Raw genomic sequence first — 12,682 nt, 5'->3', positions numbered from 1 at the left:
CCCTACGGCAGAAACGGCCGAATTTCGTCGATTTCCGCCGTGTCAAAGCGCAACTCCGAGGCTGCAATCAGCCCGTATACTTGTGCGGGAAGGCGGGCACCGACAATGGCGCCCGTCACTATTACTCCAGCCGGCACCATGTGCCACCAGCCTTGAAAGCGCTCATCGAATTCATCAGAGCGGGTGACTTGCGAACCTGATTCAGAACCATCGCGACCGGCAGCTATGGGTTGTGGACTCAACCGGTCGCGACAGGCAGAAAACGGCCAAAAGCGGACCTTTACTTCTCGCCAATCGACAACCAGCTTGATCCAAATGCAAGTAGCAGTTTTCTGTCGACTAGCTTCAAAGAGGTGTCAAAGGCTCATCAACGGCAAAGTCACCACAAACTCACTACCCTTACTACTTCCCTCGCTCATACCGGTGACCTTGCCACCGTGTGCTTCGACCAGCTCCCGAACTACGGTCAACCCAATGCCCAAGCCGGCCCCGTTGAAACATATGGCGTGCTCGTCTTGAACATATGGGTCAAAAATGAAAGGAAGTGCCTTGGCCGAAATGCCGATTCCATTGTCGGAGATACTTATTCTCAAAACGTCGGCCTCTACCGTTACAGACAATTCGATTCTGCCGTCGACCGGAGTGTATTTGGCTGCATTAGCCAGTAGATTATGGAGAATCTGGGCGAGGCGTCCTGGGTCACCATTCACCATTAAGCGACCCTCGGGAAGATGGAAGTCGAAATGCTGCTTTTGCGCGATTATCACAGGACCACACACATCAATAGCGTCACGCAGAATTTGCATCATGTCGACATCGCGGCGATTGATTCGCAGCTTGCCAGTGCTGGCGCGGGAGACGTCGAGTAGATCGTCGACCAGCTGTGAAATATGCTGTACCTGGCTCTCGATCAACTCACGCATCCGCGGTAGCTGATCGCTAGGCAGTCGTACCATACGCTCTGCAATCATGCTGATGGGTGTTAGAGGGTTTCGCAGCTCGTGGGCCACCATCGCCAGTACGCTTTTCTGCTGACTCAGTGCGCGCTCGGCTGCCGCCTGAAGGTCTTGAGCGCTTAGTGCGGCGATGACCAGCTGCGCGTTAGCCTCGCGCAGTTCCTGGTACAAACGCTGCTCTTCCAGGCGAGGGGGTGTTTTCGCGTCAGATTGCGCCAGGAGTATCGCCAGTACCAACTGCTGATTGGCCTCAATAACTTGCTCTACCTGCTGGGTATCCACCAGCCGGCTGCTTGCGTCGCTCAACTGTTTTTGCAGTGCTGCTAATATGGCACGTGCTTCAACAGTTTTCCGGCCTAGCAGGAAGAGTTCGTGCGCGGCACTGGCCACCTCACGCTCATTCTTGCCATTGGTTTCACTCATGAGTCGAGCTCAAACATGTTTATCTCCTGCGCGTACCGCTCCTGAACGCTGTTTTGTTGGTCGACCACCCAGTAGCCCCTCTTGATCTGGCAGCATTTCGCCAATCTGTAGGCCGTTGTCATCAATATGGTACTGGCGCAACTTATCGGAGTGGGCGCTGGCGCGTACCTTGACCACGGCCATGATCCGCAACAAGCGGCTTTCTACTTCAATATAGCGTTGGACGATGATCGCGTCGGTAAGAAACGCCGTGCCGTAAGGACTGAAACGCAGGTCGGTGTAGCGGTCTTCCAGCTCCGAGGTCATCAACACGCTGACCCCGACGCTCGTTAAAGCAGTGACCATACGCGACAGCGACTCACGAAAGTCTTCGCGAAAGGTCGGGGCGAGCGCTAATTCAAAGCCCGACAACGAATCGATCACCACACGGGTGGCTTTCAACCGGCTGATTTCGCTCAACAACAAGTGCACGATTTCGTCGATGGACAGGTCCGGTGTGCGACTGTCCACCAGCCCGACCTGTCCGTTCTGAATCAGGCCCGCCAGGGTGGCGTTCTGGGAATGATTGGGCCGTTGCTCGAATACTGCGATCACGCCGGTTTCACCATTGCGTGCGCCTTCGGCCAGGAAGGTGGTCGCCAGAATGCTTTTGCCCGAGCCCGATGGTCCGGCCACCAGCAAGGAATAGCCACGGGGCAGGCCGCCGCCGAGCATCTCGTCGAGCTGCGGCACGCCCATTTTCAGGCGTTTGCTCGGAAATTCCAGCGGCGCTTCGACCGGGTTGATAGCGGCAGGGGCAAAAACCTTGATCCCCGACGTCGCAATACGGAAGGTGTGCAGCCCCGGCAGCGTTGGCTGGCCGCGCATCTTCATGATTTCCAACTTGCGCACCATGGAGTTGCGCTGAACACTCTGGCGCAGCCAGATCAGGCCGTCGGCCACGGTGAAAATCGGGTTGGTGTCGGTCTCGGTGAAATACTCGCCAATCAGGAAGGTTGTCGCCTGCCAGGTAGTCATCAACATGCCCAGTTGCTGAACGAACTGCGGCAGGTTGTTGTTGGGGTTGTTCTCGGTCTGGCTGGCGAGCACCACGGAGCGGAACGAATCGACGAACACCAGCGCCGGTGAGTGAGCCTCGACCTCGCTGACGATACGCCGCAGCACCTCGTCCAGATTGCCGGCCAACGTGTCGTTGGCCAGGTTGATGTAGCGAATCGACTGGTTGATCGCTTCACTGTCGAAAAAATCGAATTGTTGCTGATACCGCAGCATCTTCAGCGGCGGCTCGCCCAGCACGGTAAAGAACAGCGCCGGACGTTCAGGCGTTGCCAGGGCGAACATCATCTGATGCGCCAAGGTGGTCTTGCCGCACCCGGGAGGACCGGCAATCAGGTTGAACGAAAACTCCGGCAATCCTCCGCCCAGCACCTCGTCCAGCCCTGGCACGCCGGTAGCCAAGCGGTTGATAGTCACTTTGGTGCTCATGGCGAATTTTCCTGCGAAGGGGTGTCGCTCAAAGAAGGTTCCCACACGCCACGAAGTAAACGTGCGGTGAGCGAGGGCCCGATCAGTGTGGTTAGCAGCTCGTAGAACGTGGTCAGTAGCACTTCGCCGAAAAACAGCGCATCGGCTTCGCTTTGCTCAACGAGTACGAATGTGAGGGCCGTCAGATCCATGCCGGCCGGCAATCTGTCCCAGATAACGGCTAATCGTGGATGAGCAGAGGCGCACACGTGGAGGCTGCGGCGGTAAAGCGCGGCCCCCCCTTGCTGGCCAATGATGGGCGTAAGGGCTGCGTCAATATCTTGCAAGGTTGAAATGATCGCGTGAGCGGTCTTTGTAATGTCAGCGTTGGGGCCAACGCGGTGCGTCAGAGAAGCTACGATCTGACGGCTCTCTTCGCTTAGCATGGACATGACTGACAATTATCTGATGGACTGAGCCTGATGGTACACCCTAGAGCGAGCTATCGAGACTCAATCGGACGCAGCATTGCAATTGCGGTCTTTTACGGTGGTGAATGGGTCTGCTTCGGTTGGTGGATTGCTGCCCCTCGCGACGGACGGCATTCGGCTGTGGATTCAACCGATACTGCCACTCTCAGATAGCGAGTTGGCGTTTGCGGTAGTTGGAGCTAGCCATGCTCGCACCCCCTCCATGCAACCCGTTTCGTCCTACTGCTCAAGCATCAAACTGCGCCAAACGATCACTGGCGGTTCAACAGACACAACGTCCGGTTGCAGCTCTTCCTGTTTCTGCAACTCTGGCGAAGTCACCCCGGATGATGACTGCTGAAGCGGTAAACGTTGCGCAGCCTCTGCGGTCGACTCATCGATAGGCGGCGTAGTCATTTGATCGTAACAACGACCTTGCCCTTGGCTCGTCCCTGCTCGACGTACTTCAATGCCTCTGCCGTAGAGTCAAAGGTGAAGGCGCGGTCAACCACAGGTTTGATGATTCCGGCCTCGATGAGCGCGGTGATTTGTTGCAGTTGGGCGCCATTGGCCCGCATGAACACGAACGCGTAGCTGACGTCCTGCTTGCGTGCCTTGCGCCGAATACCGAGGCTCAGCAGGCGCATGACTTGCTTCAATGGCCAGGACAACCCTTGCTCCTGCGCGAACTGCGCAGTGGGTGGCCCTGAGATGGAAATGAGTTGGCCGCCGGGCTTGAGGACCTTGAGTGACTTCTCCAGTACGTCCGCGCCGAGGCTGTTCAACACCACGTCGTAGTCGTGCAAGACACTTTCGAAGTTCTGCTGTGTGTAGTCGATCACCAGGTCGGCCCCCAGCGCCTTCACCCATTCGACATTCGCGGTGCTGGTAGTGGTCGCGACAAAGGCGCCGAGGTGTTTGGCAAGTTGGATGGCGAGGGTGCCGACACCGCCGGAGCCGGCGTGGATCAGCACTTTCTGGCCCTTTTTCAGTTGGGCGGTTTCGACCAGCACTTGCCAGGCGGTCAGTGCGACCAAGGGGATGGACGCGGCTTGTGCCATGTTGGTATTGGCAGGTTTCAGGGCGATCGCGTTTTCGTTTACGGCGATCAATTGAGCGAACGTCCCGATCCGCGCTTCGGGCGGGCGAGCGTAGACTTCATCTCCCGGTTTGAAGCGTTTCACTTGCGAGCCAACCTCAACCACGACGCCCGCCAGGTCATTGCCCAGTACCAGCGGAAATGAATAGGGCAGGATCAGTTTGAATTCGCCTTTGCTGATCTTCGAATCCAGCTGGTTGACGCTGCTGGCGTGTACCTCAATCAAGACGTCGTGGGCGCCCACCGCGGGGGCGGGCGCTTCGCCAATGCGCCCGGTGTTCTTGCCATAGCGATCAATTAAAAATGCCTTCATCGTTGTGCGGCTCTTGTCGGTTGGAATGAGGGTGGGCGGAGCGTTTGCGGCGTTGCTGCGCCGCGTTATCAGGCATCGAGGAACGCCAGTGCCTTGGTCACAAAGTCAGCGTAGTGCTGGAAAATGCCGCCGTGCCCGGCATCTTCATAAATGAACAGTTGTGCGTTGGGAATGCGGTTGGCCAGCGCAATCGAGTTAACGCTGGGCACCATGATGTCGTTGTCGCCGTTGACGATCAGCGTCGGCATCCACAAGCGCCCGAGGTCTTGTGGTGCCTGTTTGCCCCACGCGGTGATGGCTTTCAACTGCCGTAGGAAAGCGCTGGGCGTCGGGCCTTTGTCGCGATTTTTTTTGCGCTCTTTCAAGCGTTGCAAATACTGCGATGCGGCTCGACGGCCATTGGGCGTCGAGGTAAAGAACAGGTAGAACTTGGGATCTCGCAAGGTCAGCAAGCCCTTGATCATCAATGGCCACGTCAGCGAACCGACCTTGTCGATACCGGTGCCGCCGGCCGGCCCGGTTCCGGTGAGAATCAATCGGCGTACCAATTCGGGCGCCTTCAGGGCGATGTCCTGAGCGACGAAGCCGCCGAGTGAAAAACCGAGCACGTCAACTGTCTCGAAACCCAGCGCACGTATCAGCTGGATGGCATCGTCAGCCATTTCGCCGACCGTCAGTGGCGCGGTTCCACCAGAGCCGCCGATGCCGCGATAGTCGGTGGCAATGACGCGCCGTGTTTGTGCCAGGCCATCGATGATCCCGGGGTCGAAGTTGTCCAGCACCGCGCCCCAATGGTTGAACAGTACGAGGGGCACGTCGGTCTTGGGGCCGGTGTCGCGATAGGCGAAGGGAATGCCGTTGACCGTGATCGACTGGTTCGCCGCGTTGATGAACGACGTCTGCGAACCCGAGGGGGTATTTGTCTTCGTTGGATTCATTTCTACTCCGAACAGCGGGCCGGATTCGATGCAGCGTCTGGCGCGCCTGCATCGAATCCGGCGCGAATGCTCGCTACCAAAAGATCATTGTTGAGTGTGGTAGCGCTGGGCAACCGCAGACTGGCGGATTTGCCCCAGCAGGCCCTGACGTGCGCTCTGCAGGTCATCCCAGCGTTCAGCTTCTTGCAGCGGCGGGATCGTCACCGGTTCGCGACGATCGAAACCGACCAGTGCGGCATCCACCAGATCGTCCACTTCCATGATTTCGTTCAAGGTGTTGATGTCGACGCCGGAGCGATCCCAGATCTCCGTGCGGGTGGCCGCCGGCAGCACGGCCTGCACGTACACGCCCTGAGGCGAAAGTTCCAGGCTCAGGCCTTGGGAAAGGAATAGCACAAACGCCTTGGTCGCACCGTAGACCGACATGCCGAACTCCGGCGCAAGACCCACCACCGAACCGATGTTGATGATCGCACCGTCGCCTGCTTTGGCCAGGCGTGGGGCGATGGCACTGGCGAGCCGCACCAGCGCCGTGGTGTTGAGGGCGACCAGTTGCGCAACGCTGTCGGTGCTTTGGTCGATGAAGTTGCCGGACAGAGCGGCGCCAGCGTTATTAACGAGGATGCCGATACGGGCGTCGTCGCGCAGGCGGGACTCAACGGTTGTCAGATCGCCGAGTTGGGTCAGATCCGCCGAAATCACGTCGATGGAGACGTCGTGTTCGCTGCGCAACCGGGCTGCAAGTGCGTCCAGGCGTGCCTGGTCTCGGGCGACTATTACCAGGTCGTGACCGCGTTGGGCGAAGCGTTCGGCGTAGGCGGCGCCAATGCCGGTGGAGGCGCCAGTGATGAGAACAGTAGGGCGAGTGCTCATGGGGTCATCTCTCTTTCAGTGTGTGAAAACAGAAAACGCGGTCATTGATTGCTCAGCTTGCGGTGGCGCTCGATTCAGCCAACGTCGGGTAGTCGATGTAGCCTGCCGAGCCGCCGCCATAGAGGGTGGCAGGATTGAAGACGGACAACGGCGCGCCACGCTTGAGGCGCTCCACCAGATCCGGGTTGCCAATGAACGGACGACCGAACGCGATCAGATCGGCCTGGTCTTCGGCGAGCCGCGAAGTCGCCAGGTCCAGGTCATAGCCGTTGTTGGCGATGTAGGTGTTTTTGAAGCGCTGGCGCAGGGCGCCGAAATCGAATGGCGCCACGTCACGCGGGCCACCGGTCGCGCCTTCGACCACGTGCAGATAAACGACGCCGAGGGCGTCGAGTTGATCGACGACGTAATCGAATTGCGCCTGCGGATCGCTGCTGGAAACGCCATTGGCCGGCGACACTGGCGACAAGCGCACACCGGTGCGATCCACGCCGATTTCATTGACGACGGCTGCCGTCACTTCGAGCAACAGACGCGCACGATTTTCAATCGAACCGCCGTAAGCATCGGTGCGCAAGTTGGCGCTGTCCTTGAGGAATTGATCCAGCAAATAGCCGTTTGCGCCGTGAATCTCCACGCCATCGAACCCGGCGGCGACAGCGTTTGCCGCGGCCCGGCGGAAATCGGAGACGATCCCCGGTAGTTCGCTGAGGTCCAGTGCGCGCGGCTCGCAGACGTCTTCAAAGCGGTTGTTGACGAATACTTTTGTGGCGGCTCGCAGCGCAGAAGGGGCCACGGGTGCGGCGCCGTTTTCTTGCAGATCAACGTGCGACACACGGCCGACATGCCACAGTTGCAGGAAGATTTTTCCGCCCTTGGCGTGGACGGCATCGGTCACTTTGCGCCAGCCATCTATCTGCGCCTGCGTGTAGATCCCGGGGGTGTCCTGATAGCCCTGACCCTGTTGGGAAATCTGCGTGGCTTCGCTGATCAGCAAACCTGCGCTTGCGCGTTGGCTGTAATAGGTGGCCGCGAACTCGCTTGGCACAAAGCCTTCGCCTGCGCGGTTGCGTGTCAGTGGCGCGAGGACGACACGGTTCGACAGCGTGAGGGCGCCAAGCGTGTAAGGGGTGAACAGATTCTGGTCGGTCATTTGGTATCTCTTCCGTGCCCGTTGATGGAGATCGGTTGTGCGTGCAATTAGGATGATGATCGAAATCTAAACTGTCAACAATTTTGATTATGACCGACATCTATGTATCATTGGGCGCATGATTTCCCAGTGGACATGAGGTATTGCACGTGAGAGTGACCAAGGCCCAGGCGCAGGCCAATCGGGAGCACATCGTTGAAACGGCCTCTGAGCTGTTCCGTGAGCGCGGCTTCGACGGCGTCGGTGTGTCGGATCTCATGGCGGCTGCCGGTTTCACCCATGGAGGTTTCTACAAGCATTTCGGTTCGAAGGCCGACCTGATGGCCGAAGCCTCGGCCAGCAGCCTTTCCAAATCGCTGGCAGGTGCTGAATCGCTCGATGTTCCGGGCTTCATTGACGTCTATGTGACGAGGGAGCATCGGGACAGACGTGGCAGCGGTTGCACCATGGCCGCGTTGTGTGGCGACGCGGCGCGTCAATCGGATGATTTGAAAGCGACATTTGCCGAAGGGATCGAGCACACCCTGCAAACACTGGGGGACAAATATCCGACCAGGCCGGATGCCGCGCCGGGTGAGGGGAGAAAGAAAATGATCGACCTGCTGTCTCGTGCTGTCGGTGCGATTATTTTGTCGCGTGCCTGCCCGGATGATTCCGTGCTGGCGGATGAGATCCTTGAGGTGTGCCGCGCTGAAATGTTTGCTTCGTTGCCGGTCGATGAAGTGGAAGCGGTGTAGAGGGGCGGCTCATTCAAAGCATGGTTTTCGGTAGCACTTCGACTTTGATGCTCGGACCCGAAAATCAACTTTGGGGTGTGGATTCAACCGGTCGATGCTTTGGCGGGCGCCTTTGTATGGGTCGGCACTGGACGAAGCAATCGGTTCATCGTGATCAGTTCGGCACCTGGAGTTCCGATGACGGTGCGAGTGAGGTAAGTCCGCCTGGGGGGAAGGGGAGACTCACCCCGCATCAGAGTCCTGCGACAGAGCCGTTTGCGCCTGGACATATTTTGCGGGTGACAGACCGACCATCCGGGTGAAGTCCCTGATGAAGTGTGCCTGATCAAAATAACCCAGCTTGAGCGCGAGATCCGTCCCTGGTCTGGCTTCGCCGCTCTGCAGCAGGGTCAGTGCTTCATGTAACCGGTATCGGGCAATCACCCACTTCGGACTTACGCCAACGTAATGGGCAAAGAGGCGTTGTAACTGCCGCTCGCTAACACCGGACACCTCACTGAGTTGTGCCACTGTTGTCAGCCTGTTGTCTGACGCGATTTGGGCAATGAGGTCATTGAGCAGTTGTACACGCTCATCGGGTTGCGGCAAGCAGCGACACAGCAACGCTTCTGATTGCTCGCACAGGCTCGCCATCCCCGGACATTCGATGTGCTCGGCCAACCTGTCGACCACCGCCCCAAAAACTTCAGAGGCCGGGATTGATCGGTTGGCCAACCGGCTGACAGGTCCGCCCAGAAATGGCTGGAATGCAGCGGGACGAAACTTGATTCCAAACGCCCAGCTATTGCCAGACAGCGTCTTGCTGAAGCGGGAACGGCGGGGTCCCCACACATGGACCTGACCCCTTTCCACAACGAGATGCACATTGGGGTGAGGCAGGGTTTCCTGTTGCTGTGCAGGCTGATCACTGAGATTCCAGCTGACATGCCAATAATGTTCAACCCATGCCGCCAACTGGACTGAGGGGGCCTCGCGAATGTGAGTGAACTGCGGGCTCGTCAATCGCTGATTAAGGACGCCTCGTGCGGGCTGCAGGATAACAGTAGAGGTCGGTCGTGTTTTTCCAATCATCTTCGATCGCCATCTGCTCCAATGCAAATCAGGGATAGGTCCGACTGTGTGGACCGGTCAAATAGGCCGCTGATCTCGGCATAGGTGGACTGTAAACAGTCGAGGGATTAGCGTCGACAACAACTGTGTCTGGTTTAGGCCGTACGGCATTACCTGGATTTTTAATGGAGATGACAGCATGCAAGCCAAGGGAACATTCGACGTCCAACTACCCGTCCACTCCGTTGCGCCCGGTACCGAGGCCGCTCAACTGAGCAGAAAGGCCATACACAAAACGTTTCAGGGAGACTTGGTGGCCAATAGTCTGGGAGAGATGCTTGCCTCCCTCTCGACAATCCCGGGATCTGCCGGCTATGTGGCGATGGAGCGGGTTGAGGGTAATCTGGCGGGAAGGCCAGGCAGCTTTGTGTTGATGCATTTTGGAATTATGGACAGAGGCCAGCGAACACTGACCATTCAGGTCGTACCTGACTCGGGTACCGGCGAGTTGGAGGGACTCAGCGGCACGATGGAAATAGATATTCGTGATGGGCAGCATTTCTACCTGTTCAACTATCAACTCATGCCAACGCGCTGAATTGTGATGAAGCGCAAACGCATAATCCTGATATCGGCCATCACCGTATTGACGTTACCAGCCGCGGTGCTGGCTTTCGTGAAGCCGCTCCGAGTCGTTGCCCCCTTGCTCGTTCCATCTGGGATGCAGCGCGCAGTGTGAATTGAAAAGCTGGGGAGTCTGTGACTGGACGTTATTCGAACTGGACCCGAAGCAGCCATCGAAAAGAGACCGATAGGGATGCGCTAAAGTTATGCGGGTCGTCGATCAATAGTGACCCACTGTTCGCGCTGCATCCGTCCCTGGAGCGCCCAATGCCGCCCAACATCACGCGCCTGGTGGCGCTGTTTGTTCTGTGCCTGACTCTTGAAGTGCCAGCCCAGACCAACGGCTGCCCAGCCGGCGAGAAACAAGTGTGCCTGGACGGCTGCATCTGCCTGCCGGATCTGGGGCAGATGCCTGATGGCATCTACCAGATCGCGGCACCTGCCCTGGCACTGTGGCTGACCCAAGCCCGTGCTGAAGCAGCCAACGCCGGCATCCAGCCCATTCCACCGCACATCCGGGAGCAGTTGCTGCGCTGGTACGACCCCAGTGTCCTCGATGCCGCGCGCTACAAAGTCAGCGACAACGGTCAACTCAGCGCCGCCACCGCCATGCTGCAAAACCCCGATGTCGGTGCCGTGACGCTGATCGACATCATCCTCTTCCGGGACGCTCAAACCGCAGAACAGGACATCGCGCTTTGGGCTCACGAACTCAAGCATGTGCAGCAGTATCAGGAATGGGGGGTAGAAGGATTTGCCCAGCGGTATACACAAGATTTCAATGCTGTGGAGGCGCCGGCTTATGCCATACAGGCTGAGGTCAGACGGTCGGTGCGGGCAGGGACTCACTGAAGATTGCCACGTTGAAGAGAGCCAAATCCCTTGTTCCAAGGCTGATGCTGCGGGAACTTCAGGGTACTCGCCAGGTCAGTTGGGAGCTGTTTTACGGCAGTGCCGTCCAAAATCAGTCGAGTCCGCCCCCTGATGCCAACCAAAAGTTTTCTGCCGGGTCTCATCCTGGTGTTCTGCGCCGTCGCGTCGCTTGGTTCGGTTGCTGCCGAGCGAAGAGCGCCCTCGCAAAGCAACAGCGCATCAACCACCCTGATCGAAACGGCCTCGCGGCAGTATGGAGACGGCCAGTTGGACCAAGCCGCCGCCACGCTGGAGCGTGCCCTGCATATCCAGCCGAACAATCCCGCGACACTGCATTACCTTGGCGTATTGCGTCTTCAGCAGGGTCAGTACCAGCAGGCTGAAACGTTGGCCGTGCGCTCGAACATGCGGGTAGGTAGCAACGTCGCGTTACGCAACCGCAACTTCCAATTGATCCAGGCGGCGCAGCAGGCCCAGGCTTCGAGTACCCCACCCAACGCCAAAGAGGACCCGGTCGTCGTACAGAAGATGCTGGAAGAGGAGGCCCAAAGGCGCCGCGACGCAGAAATGGCCGTTGCTGAACAATCCACTCTGGATACTGGGCGCGACGCTAGTAACTTCGCTCAGGCAAAGGCTGATTGGGTATCGGATTCATCGACGGCTGGCAGACCGCGGCCCGAAGGACAATTGCAAATGACTTCCGTCGAGCCAGAGCCGGCGTACGACGAGGTTGAGATTCCCCGCGGCCATTTGCCGCCTCCGGGTAAATGCCGAATCTGGTTTCCTGATCGCCCGCCGGGGCATCAGCCCGCACCCGGCAGCTGCAAGAAGCTGCGATATCGGGTTCCGTTAGGGGCCTACTTGGTACGCGGTTGAGTTTCTGAGTGTCCACCTCTGGCCGATTGCTGCCTGTCAGCAAGGGCGGTTTCTGATCCAAAGCATTGTCTGAACCGTGATATGCGGATGACTTTCTAACGGTTCCCATTCATCCAGGAAAGCAAACCCCTGCTTCAGATAGAAGTTCGAGGCTCTTGTGCTGTCGGCGGATTTATCTCGCCATAGCTAGGAGGTTCAAGCTCATTTCTGCGCCTGTCCCGGCAAGCCTTCGGGTCAGGAAGTGTGTCGCATCCATCTATTGTTTGAGTGCCCCGTCGGTTATTTATGCAGCGGCTTCCTAGAACTTTTCCCTATTTACTGGTCTATGTGGATACGCACATAAAGCTCGGTAAGCGCGACCCGAAGGTTTCCCGCAGCCAAATGGCGCCACGTCCAATTGTCAATCAGAGGTTGTCTTCGCCCATGAAATTTCATGTCCCACGGATGGTGCTCCTCAGCCTGTTCGCGTTTGCGGCAGTGGGCTCGGCATCAGCAACACAGATGAAGACCTCAACCCCTGTTTTCGCAACTGAGGTCGCAGCCGTTCAGGCTCCGGTCCAGGCTGCCGGAAACCCTTGGCCAAGCTTGGCCAGTACGGCCGGCAAGCAGCCAGGGCCGTTGCTTGCCGATGACGACCGATACTGGCGTGACGGCCGTTGGCACGATCGTAGGGAGGATTGGCGCCGAGACGAATGGCGTAGGGAGGAATGGCGCAGAGAACAAGAGCGTCGGGAAGCTGAACGCCATCGTGATTGGGAGCGCCATCATGAGCACCGCTACGATGACGATCACCGCTACTATCGTCGCTAGTGCGTAGCCGCGAGATAAATCCG

At 58.2% G+C, this 12,682-nt stretch carries 14 protein-coding genes and 2 pseudogenes; 5 read left to right on the top strand and 11 right to left on the bottom strand.

Annotated features, from left to right (window positions below; all coding sequences use genetic code 11):
• Positions 1-2: 2 nt before the first annotated feature.
• From BK658_RS30835 to BK658_RS19725, 9 genes and pseudogenes are all read right to left on the bottom strand, one after another.
• Positions 3-122 (bottom strand): annotated as a pseudogene (locus tag BK658_RS30835) (aldo/keto reductase); the annotation flags it as partial.
• Positions 123-356: 234 nt separating this feature from the next.
• Positions 357-1,379, bottom strand: a complete 1,023-nt coding sequence (locus BK658_RS19755) for a sensor histidine kinase (RefSeq protein ID WP_123583741.1) — start codon at positions 1,377-1,379, stop codon at positions 357-359.
• Between the two features lie 9 nt (positions 1,380-1,388).
• Positions 1,389-2,864 (bottom strand): ATPase domain-containing protein, encoded by a 1,476-nt coding sequence (locus BK658_RS19750; RefSeq protein ID WP_123583740.1) that lies wholly within the window; start codon positions 2,862-2,864, stop codon positions 1,389-1,391.
• Positions 2,861-3,295 carry a hypothetical protein gene (locus BK658_RS19745; RefSeq protein WP_259740110.1) on the bottom strand — a complete coding sequence of 145 codons (435 nt, stop codon included), beginning with the start codon at positions 3,293-3,295 and terminating at the stop codon, positions 2,861-2,863. The genes BK658_RS19750 and BK658_RS19745 overlap by 4 nt, the downstream gene beginning before the upstream one ends.
• Positions 3,296-3,553: 258 nt before the next feature.
• Positions 3,554-3,730 (bottom strand): hypothetical protein, encoded by a 177-nt coding sequence (locus BK658_RS30045; protein ID WP_185019862.1) that lies wholly within the window; start codon positions 3,728-3,730, stop codon positions 3,554-3,556.
• Entirely contained in the window at positions 3,727-4,725 is a 999-nt protein-coding gene (locus BK658_RS19740) for an NADP-dependent oxidoreductase (protein ID WP_123583739.1), read from the bottom strand. Before BK658_RS19740 ends, BK658_RS30045 begins: the two co-directional genes overlap by 4 nt.
• 68 nt (positions 4,726-4,793) lie before the next feature.
• A complete protein-coding gene (locus BK658_RS19735) occupies positions 4,794-5,663 on the bottom strand; it encodes an alpha/beta fold hydrolase (RefSeq protein WP_123583738.1) in 870 nt (289 codons plus the stop codon).
• An 84-nt stretch (positions 5,664-5,747) separates the two neighbouring features.
• Complete coding sequence (locus tag BK658_RS19730) at positions 5,748-6,536, bottom strand: SDR family NAD(P)-dependent oxidoreductase (RefSeq protein WP_123583737.1); 789 nt, start codon at positions 6,534-6,536, stop codon at positions 5,748-5,750.
• 52 nt (positions 6,537-6,588) lie between these two features.
• Positions 6,589-7,689, bottom strand: coding sequence for an alkene reductase (locus tag BK658_RS19725; RefSeq protein WP_123583736.1), 1,101 nt, complete (start codon positions 7,687-7,689; stop codon positions 6,589-6,591).
• 149 nt (positions 7,690-7,838) lie between these two features.
• Between BK658_RS19725 and BK658_RS19720 the strand changes: the two genes are divergently transcribed.
• Positions 7,839-8,426: a TetR/AcrR family transcriptional regulator gene (locus tag BK658_RS19720; protein ID WP_185019861.1), complete on the top strand. Its 588-nt coding sequence runs from the start codon at positions 7,839-7,841 to the stop codon at positions 8,424-8,426.
• A gap of 222 nt (positions 8,427-8,648) precedes the next feature.
• Here BK658_RS19720 and BK658_RS19715 read toward each other — a convergent pair whose 3' ends face one another.
• Positions 8,649-9,497: a helix-turn-helix domain-containing protein gene (locus tag BK658_RS19715; RefSeq protein ID WP_123583734.1), complete on the bottom strand. Its 849-nt coding sequence runs from the start codon at positions 9,495-9,497 to the stop codon at positions 8,649-8,651.
• A gap of 178 nt (positions 9,498-9,675) precedes the next feature.
• Here BK658_RS19715 and BK658_RS19710 point away from each other — a divergent pair, with 178 nt between their 5' ends.
• The 3 genes from BK658_RS19710 to BK658_RS19700 all read left to right on the top strand — a co-directional run bounded on the left by BK658_RS19710 (position 9,676) and on the right by BK658_RS19700 (position 11,849).
• Complete coding sequence (locus BK658_RS19710; protein ID WP_123583733.1) at positions 9,676-10,074, top strand: DUF3224 domain-containing protein; 399 nt, start codon at positions 9,676-9,678, stop codon at positions 10,072-10,074.
• A 293-nt stretch (positions 10,075-10,367) separates the two neighbouring features.
• Positions 10,368-10,952, top strand: a complete 585-nt coding sequence (locus BK658_RS19705) for an eCIS core domain-containing protein (protein ID WP_123583732.1) — start codon at positions 10,368-10,370, stop codon at positions 10,950-10,952.
• 132 nt (positions 10,953-11,084) lie between these two features.
• Positions 11,085-11,849: a tetratricopeptide repeat protein gene (locus tag BK658_RS19700; protein WP_123583731.1), complete on the top strand. Its 765-nt coding sequence runs from the start codon at positions 11,085-11,087 to the stop codon at positions 11,847-11,849.
• 36 nt (positions 11,850-11,885) lie between these two features.
• On the opposite strand, the pseudogene BK658_RS30830 reads toward BK658_RS19700, so the two are convergent.
• Positions 11,886-12,011: pseudogene (locus BK658_RS30830) on the bottom strand (GNAT family N-acetyltransferase); the annotation flags it as partial.
• Between the two features lie 261 nt (positions 12,012-12,272).
• Between BK658_RS30830 and BK658_RS30365 the strand changes: the two are divergent.
• Positions 12,273-12,659, top strand: a complete 387-nt coding sequence (locus BK658_RS30365) for a hypothetical protein (RefSeq protein ID WP_123583794.1) — start codon at positions 12,273-12,275, stop codon at positions 12,657-12,659.
• Positions 12,660-12,682 lie beyond the last annotated feature (23 nt).

This window comes from Pseudomonas brassicacearum (genome assembly GCF_003732175.1).
GTDB lineage: Bacteria > Pseudomonadota > Gammaproteobacteria > Pseudomonadales > Pseudomonadaceae > Aquipseudomonas > Aquipseudomonas brassicacearum_G.
Note: the sequence above shows the minus strand (reverse complement) of the source record. Positions and strands in the feature narration are given on the sequence as shown.

Bases quoted from the DNA above. Each gene is read 5' to 3' on its own strand.
- BK658_RS19755 (WP_123583741.1), bottom strand. From the start codon at position 1,379: ATGAGTGAAACCAATGGCAAGAATGAGCGTGAGGTGGCCAGTGCCGCG.
- BK658_RS19750 (WP_123583740.1), bottom strand. From the start codon at position 2,864: ATGAGCACCAAAGTGACTATCAACCGCTTGGCTACCGGCGTGCCAGGG.
- BK658_RS19745 (WP_259740110.1), bottom strand. From the start codon at position 3,295: ATGTCCATGCTAAGCGAAGAGAGCCGTCAGATCGTAGCTTCTCTGACG.
- BK658_RS30045 (WP_185019862.1), bottom strand. From the start codon at position 3,730: ATGACTACGCCGCCTATCGATGAGTCGACCGCAGAGGCTGCGCAACGT.
- BK658_RS19740 (WP_123583739.1), bottom strand. From the start codon at position 4,725: ATGAAGGCATTTTTAATTGATCGCTATGGCAAGAACACCGGGCGCATT.
- BK658_RS19735 (WP_123583738.1), bottom strand. From the start codon at position 5,663: ATGAATCCAACGAAGACAAATACCCCCTCGGGTTCGCAGACGTCGTTC.
- BK658_RS19730 (WP_123583737.1), bottom strand. From the start codon at position 6,536: ATGAGCACTCGCCCTACTGTTCTCATCACTGGCGCCTCCACCGGCATT.
- BK658_RS19725 (WP_123583736.1), bottom strand. From the start codon at position 7,689: ATGACCGACCAGAATCTGTTCACCCCTTACACGCTTGGCGCCCTCACG.
- BK658_RS19715 (WP_123583734.1), bottom strand. From the start codon at position 9,497: ATGATTGGAAAAACACGACCGACCTCTACTGTTATCCTGCAGCCCGCA.
- BK658_RS19710 (WP_123583733.1), top strand. From the start codon at position 9,676: ATGCAAGCCAAGGGAACATTCGACGTCCAACTACCCGTCCACTCCGTT.
- BK658_RS19705 (WP_123583732.1), top strand. From the start codon at position 10,368: ATGCCGCCCAACATCACGCGCCTGGTGGCGCTGTTTGTTCTGTGCCTG.
- BK658_RS19700 (WP_123583731.1), top strand. From the start codon at position 11,085: ATGCCAACCAAAAGTTTTCTGCCGGGTCTCATCCTGGTGTTCTGCGCC.
- BK658_RS30365 (WP_123583794.1), top strand. From the start codon at position 12,273: ATGAAATTTCATGTCCCACGGATGGTGCTCCTCAGCCTGTTCGCGTTT.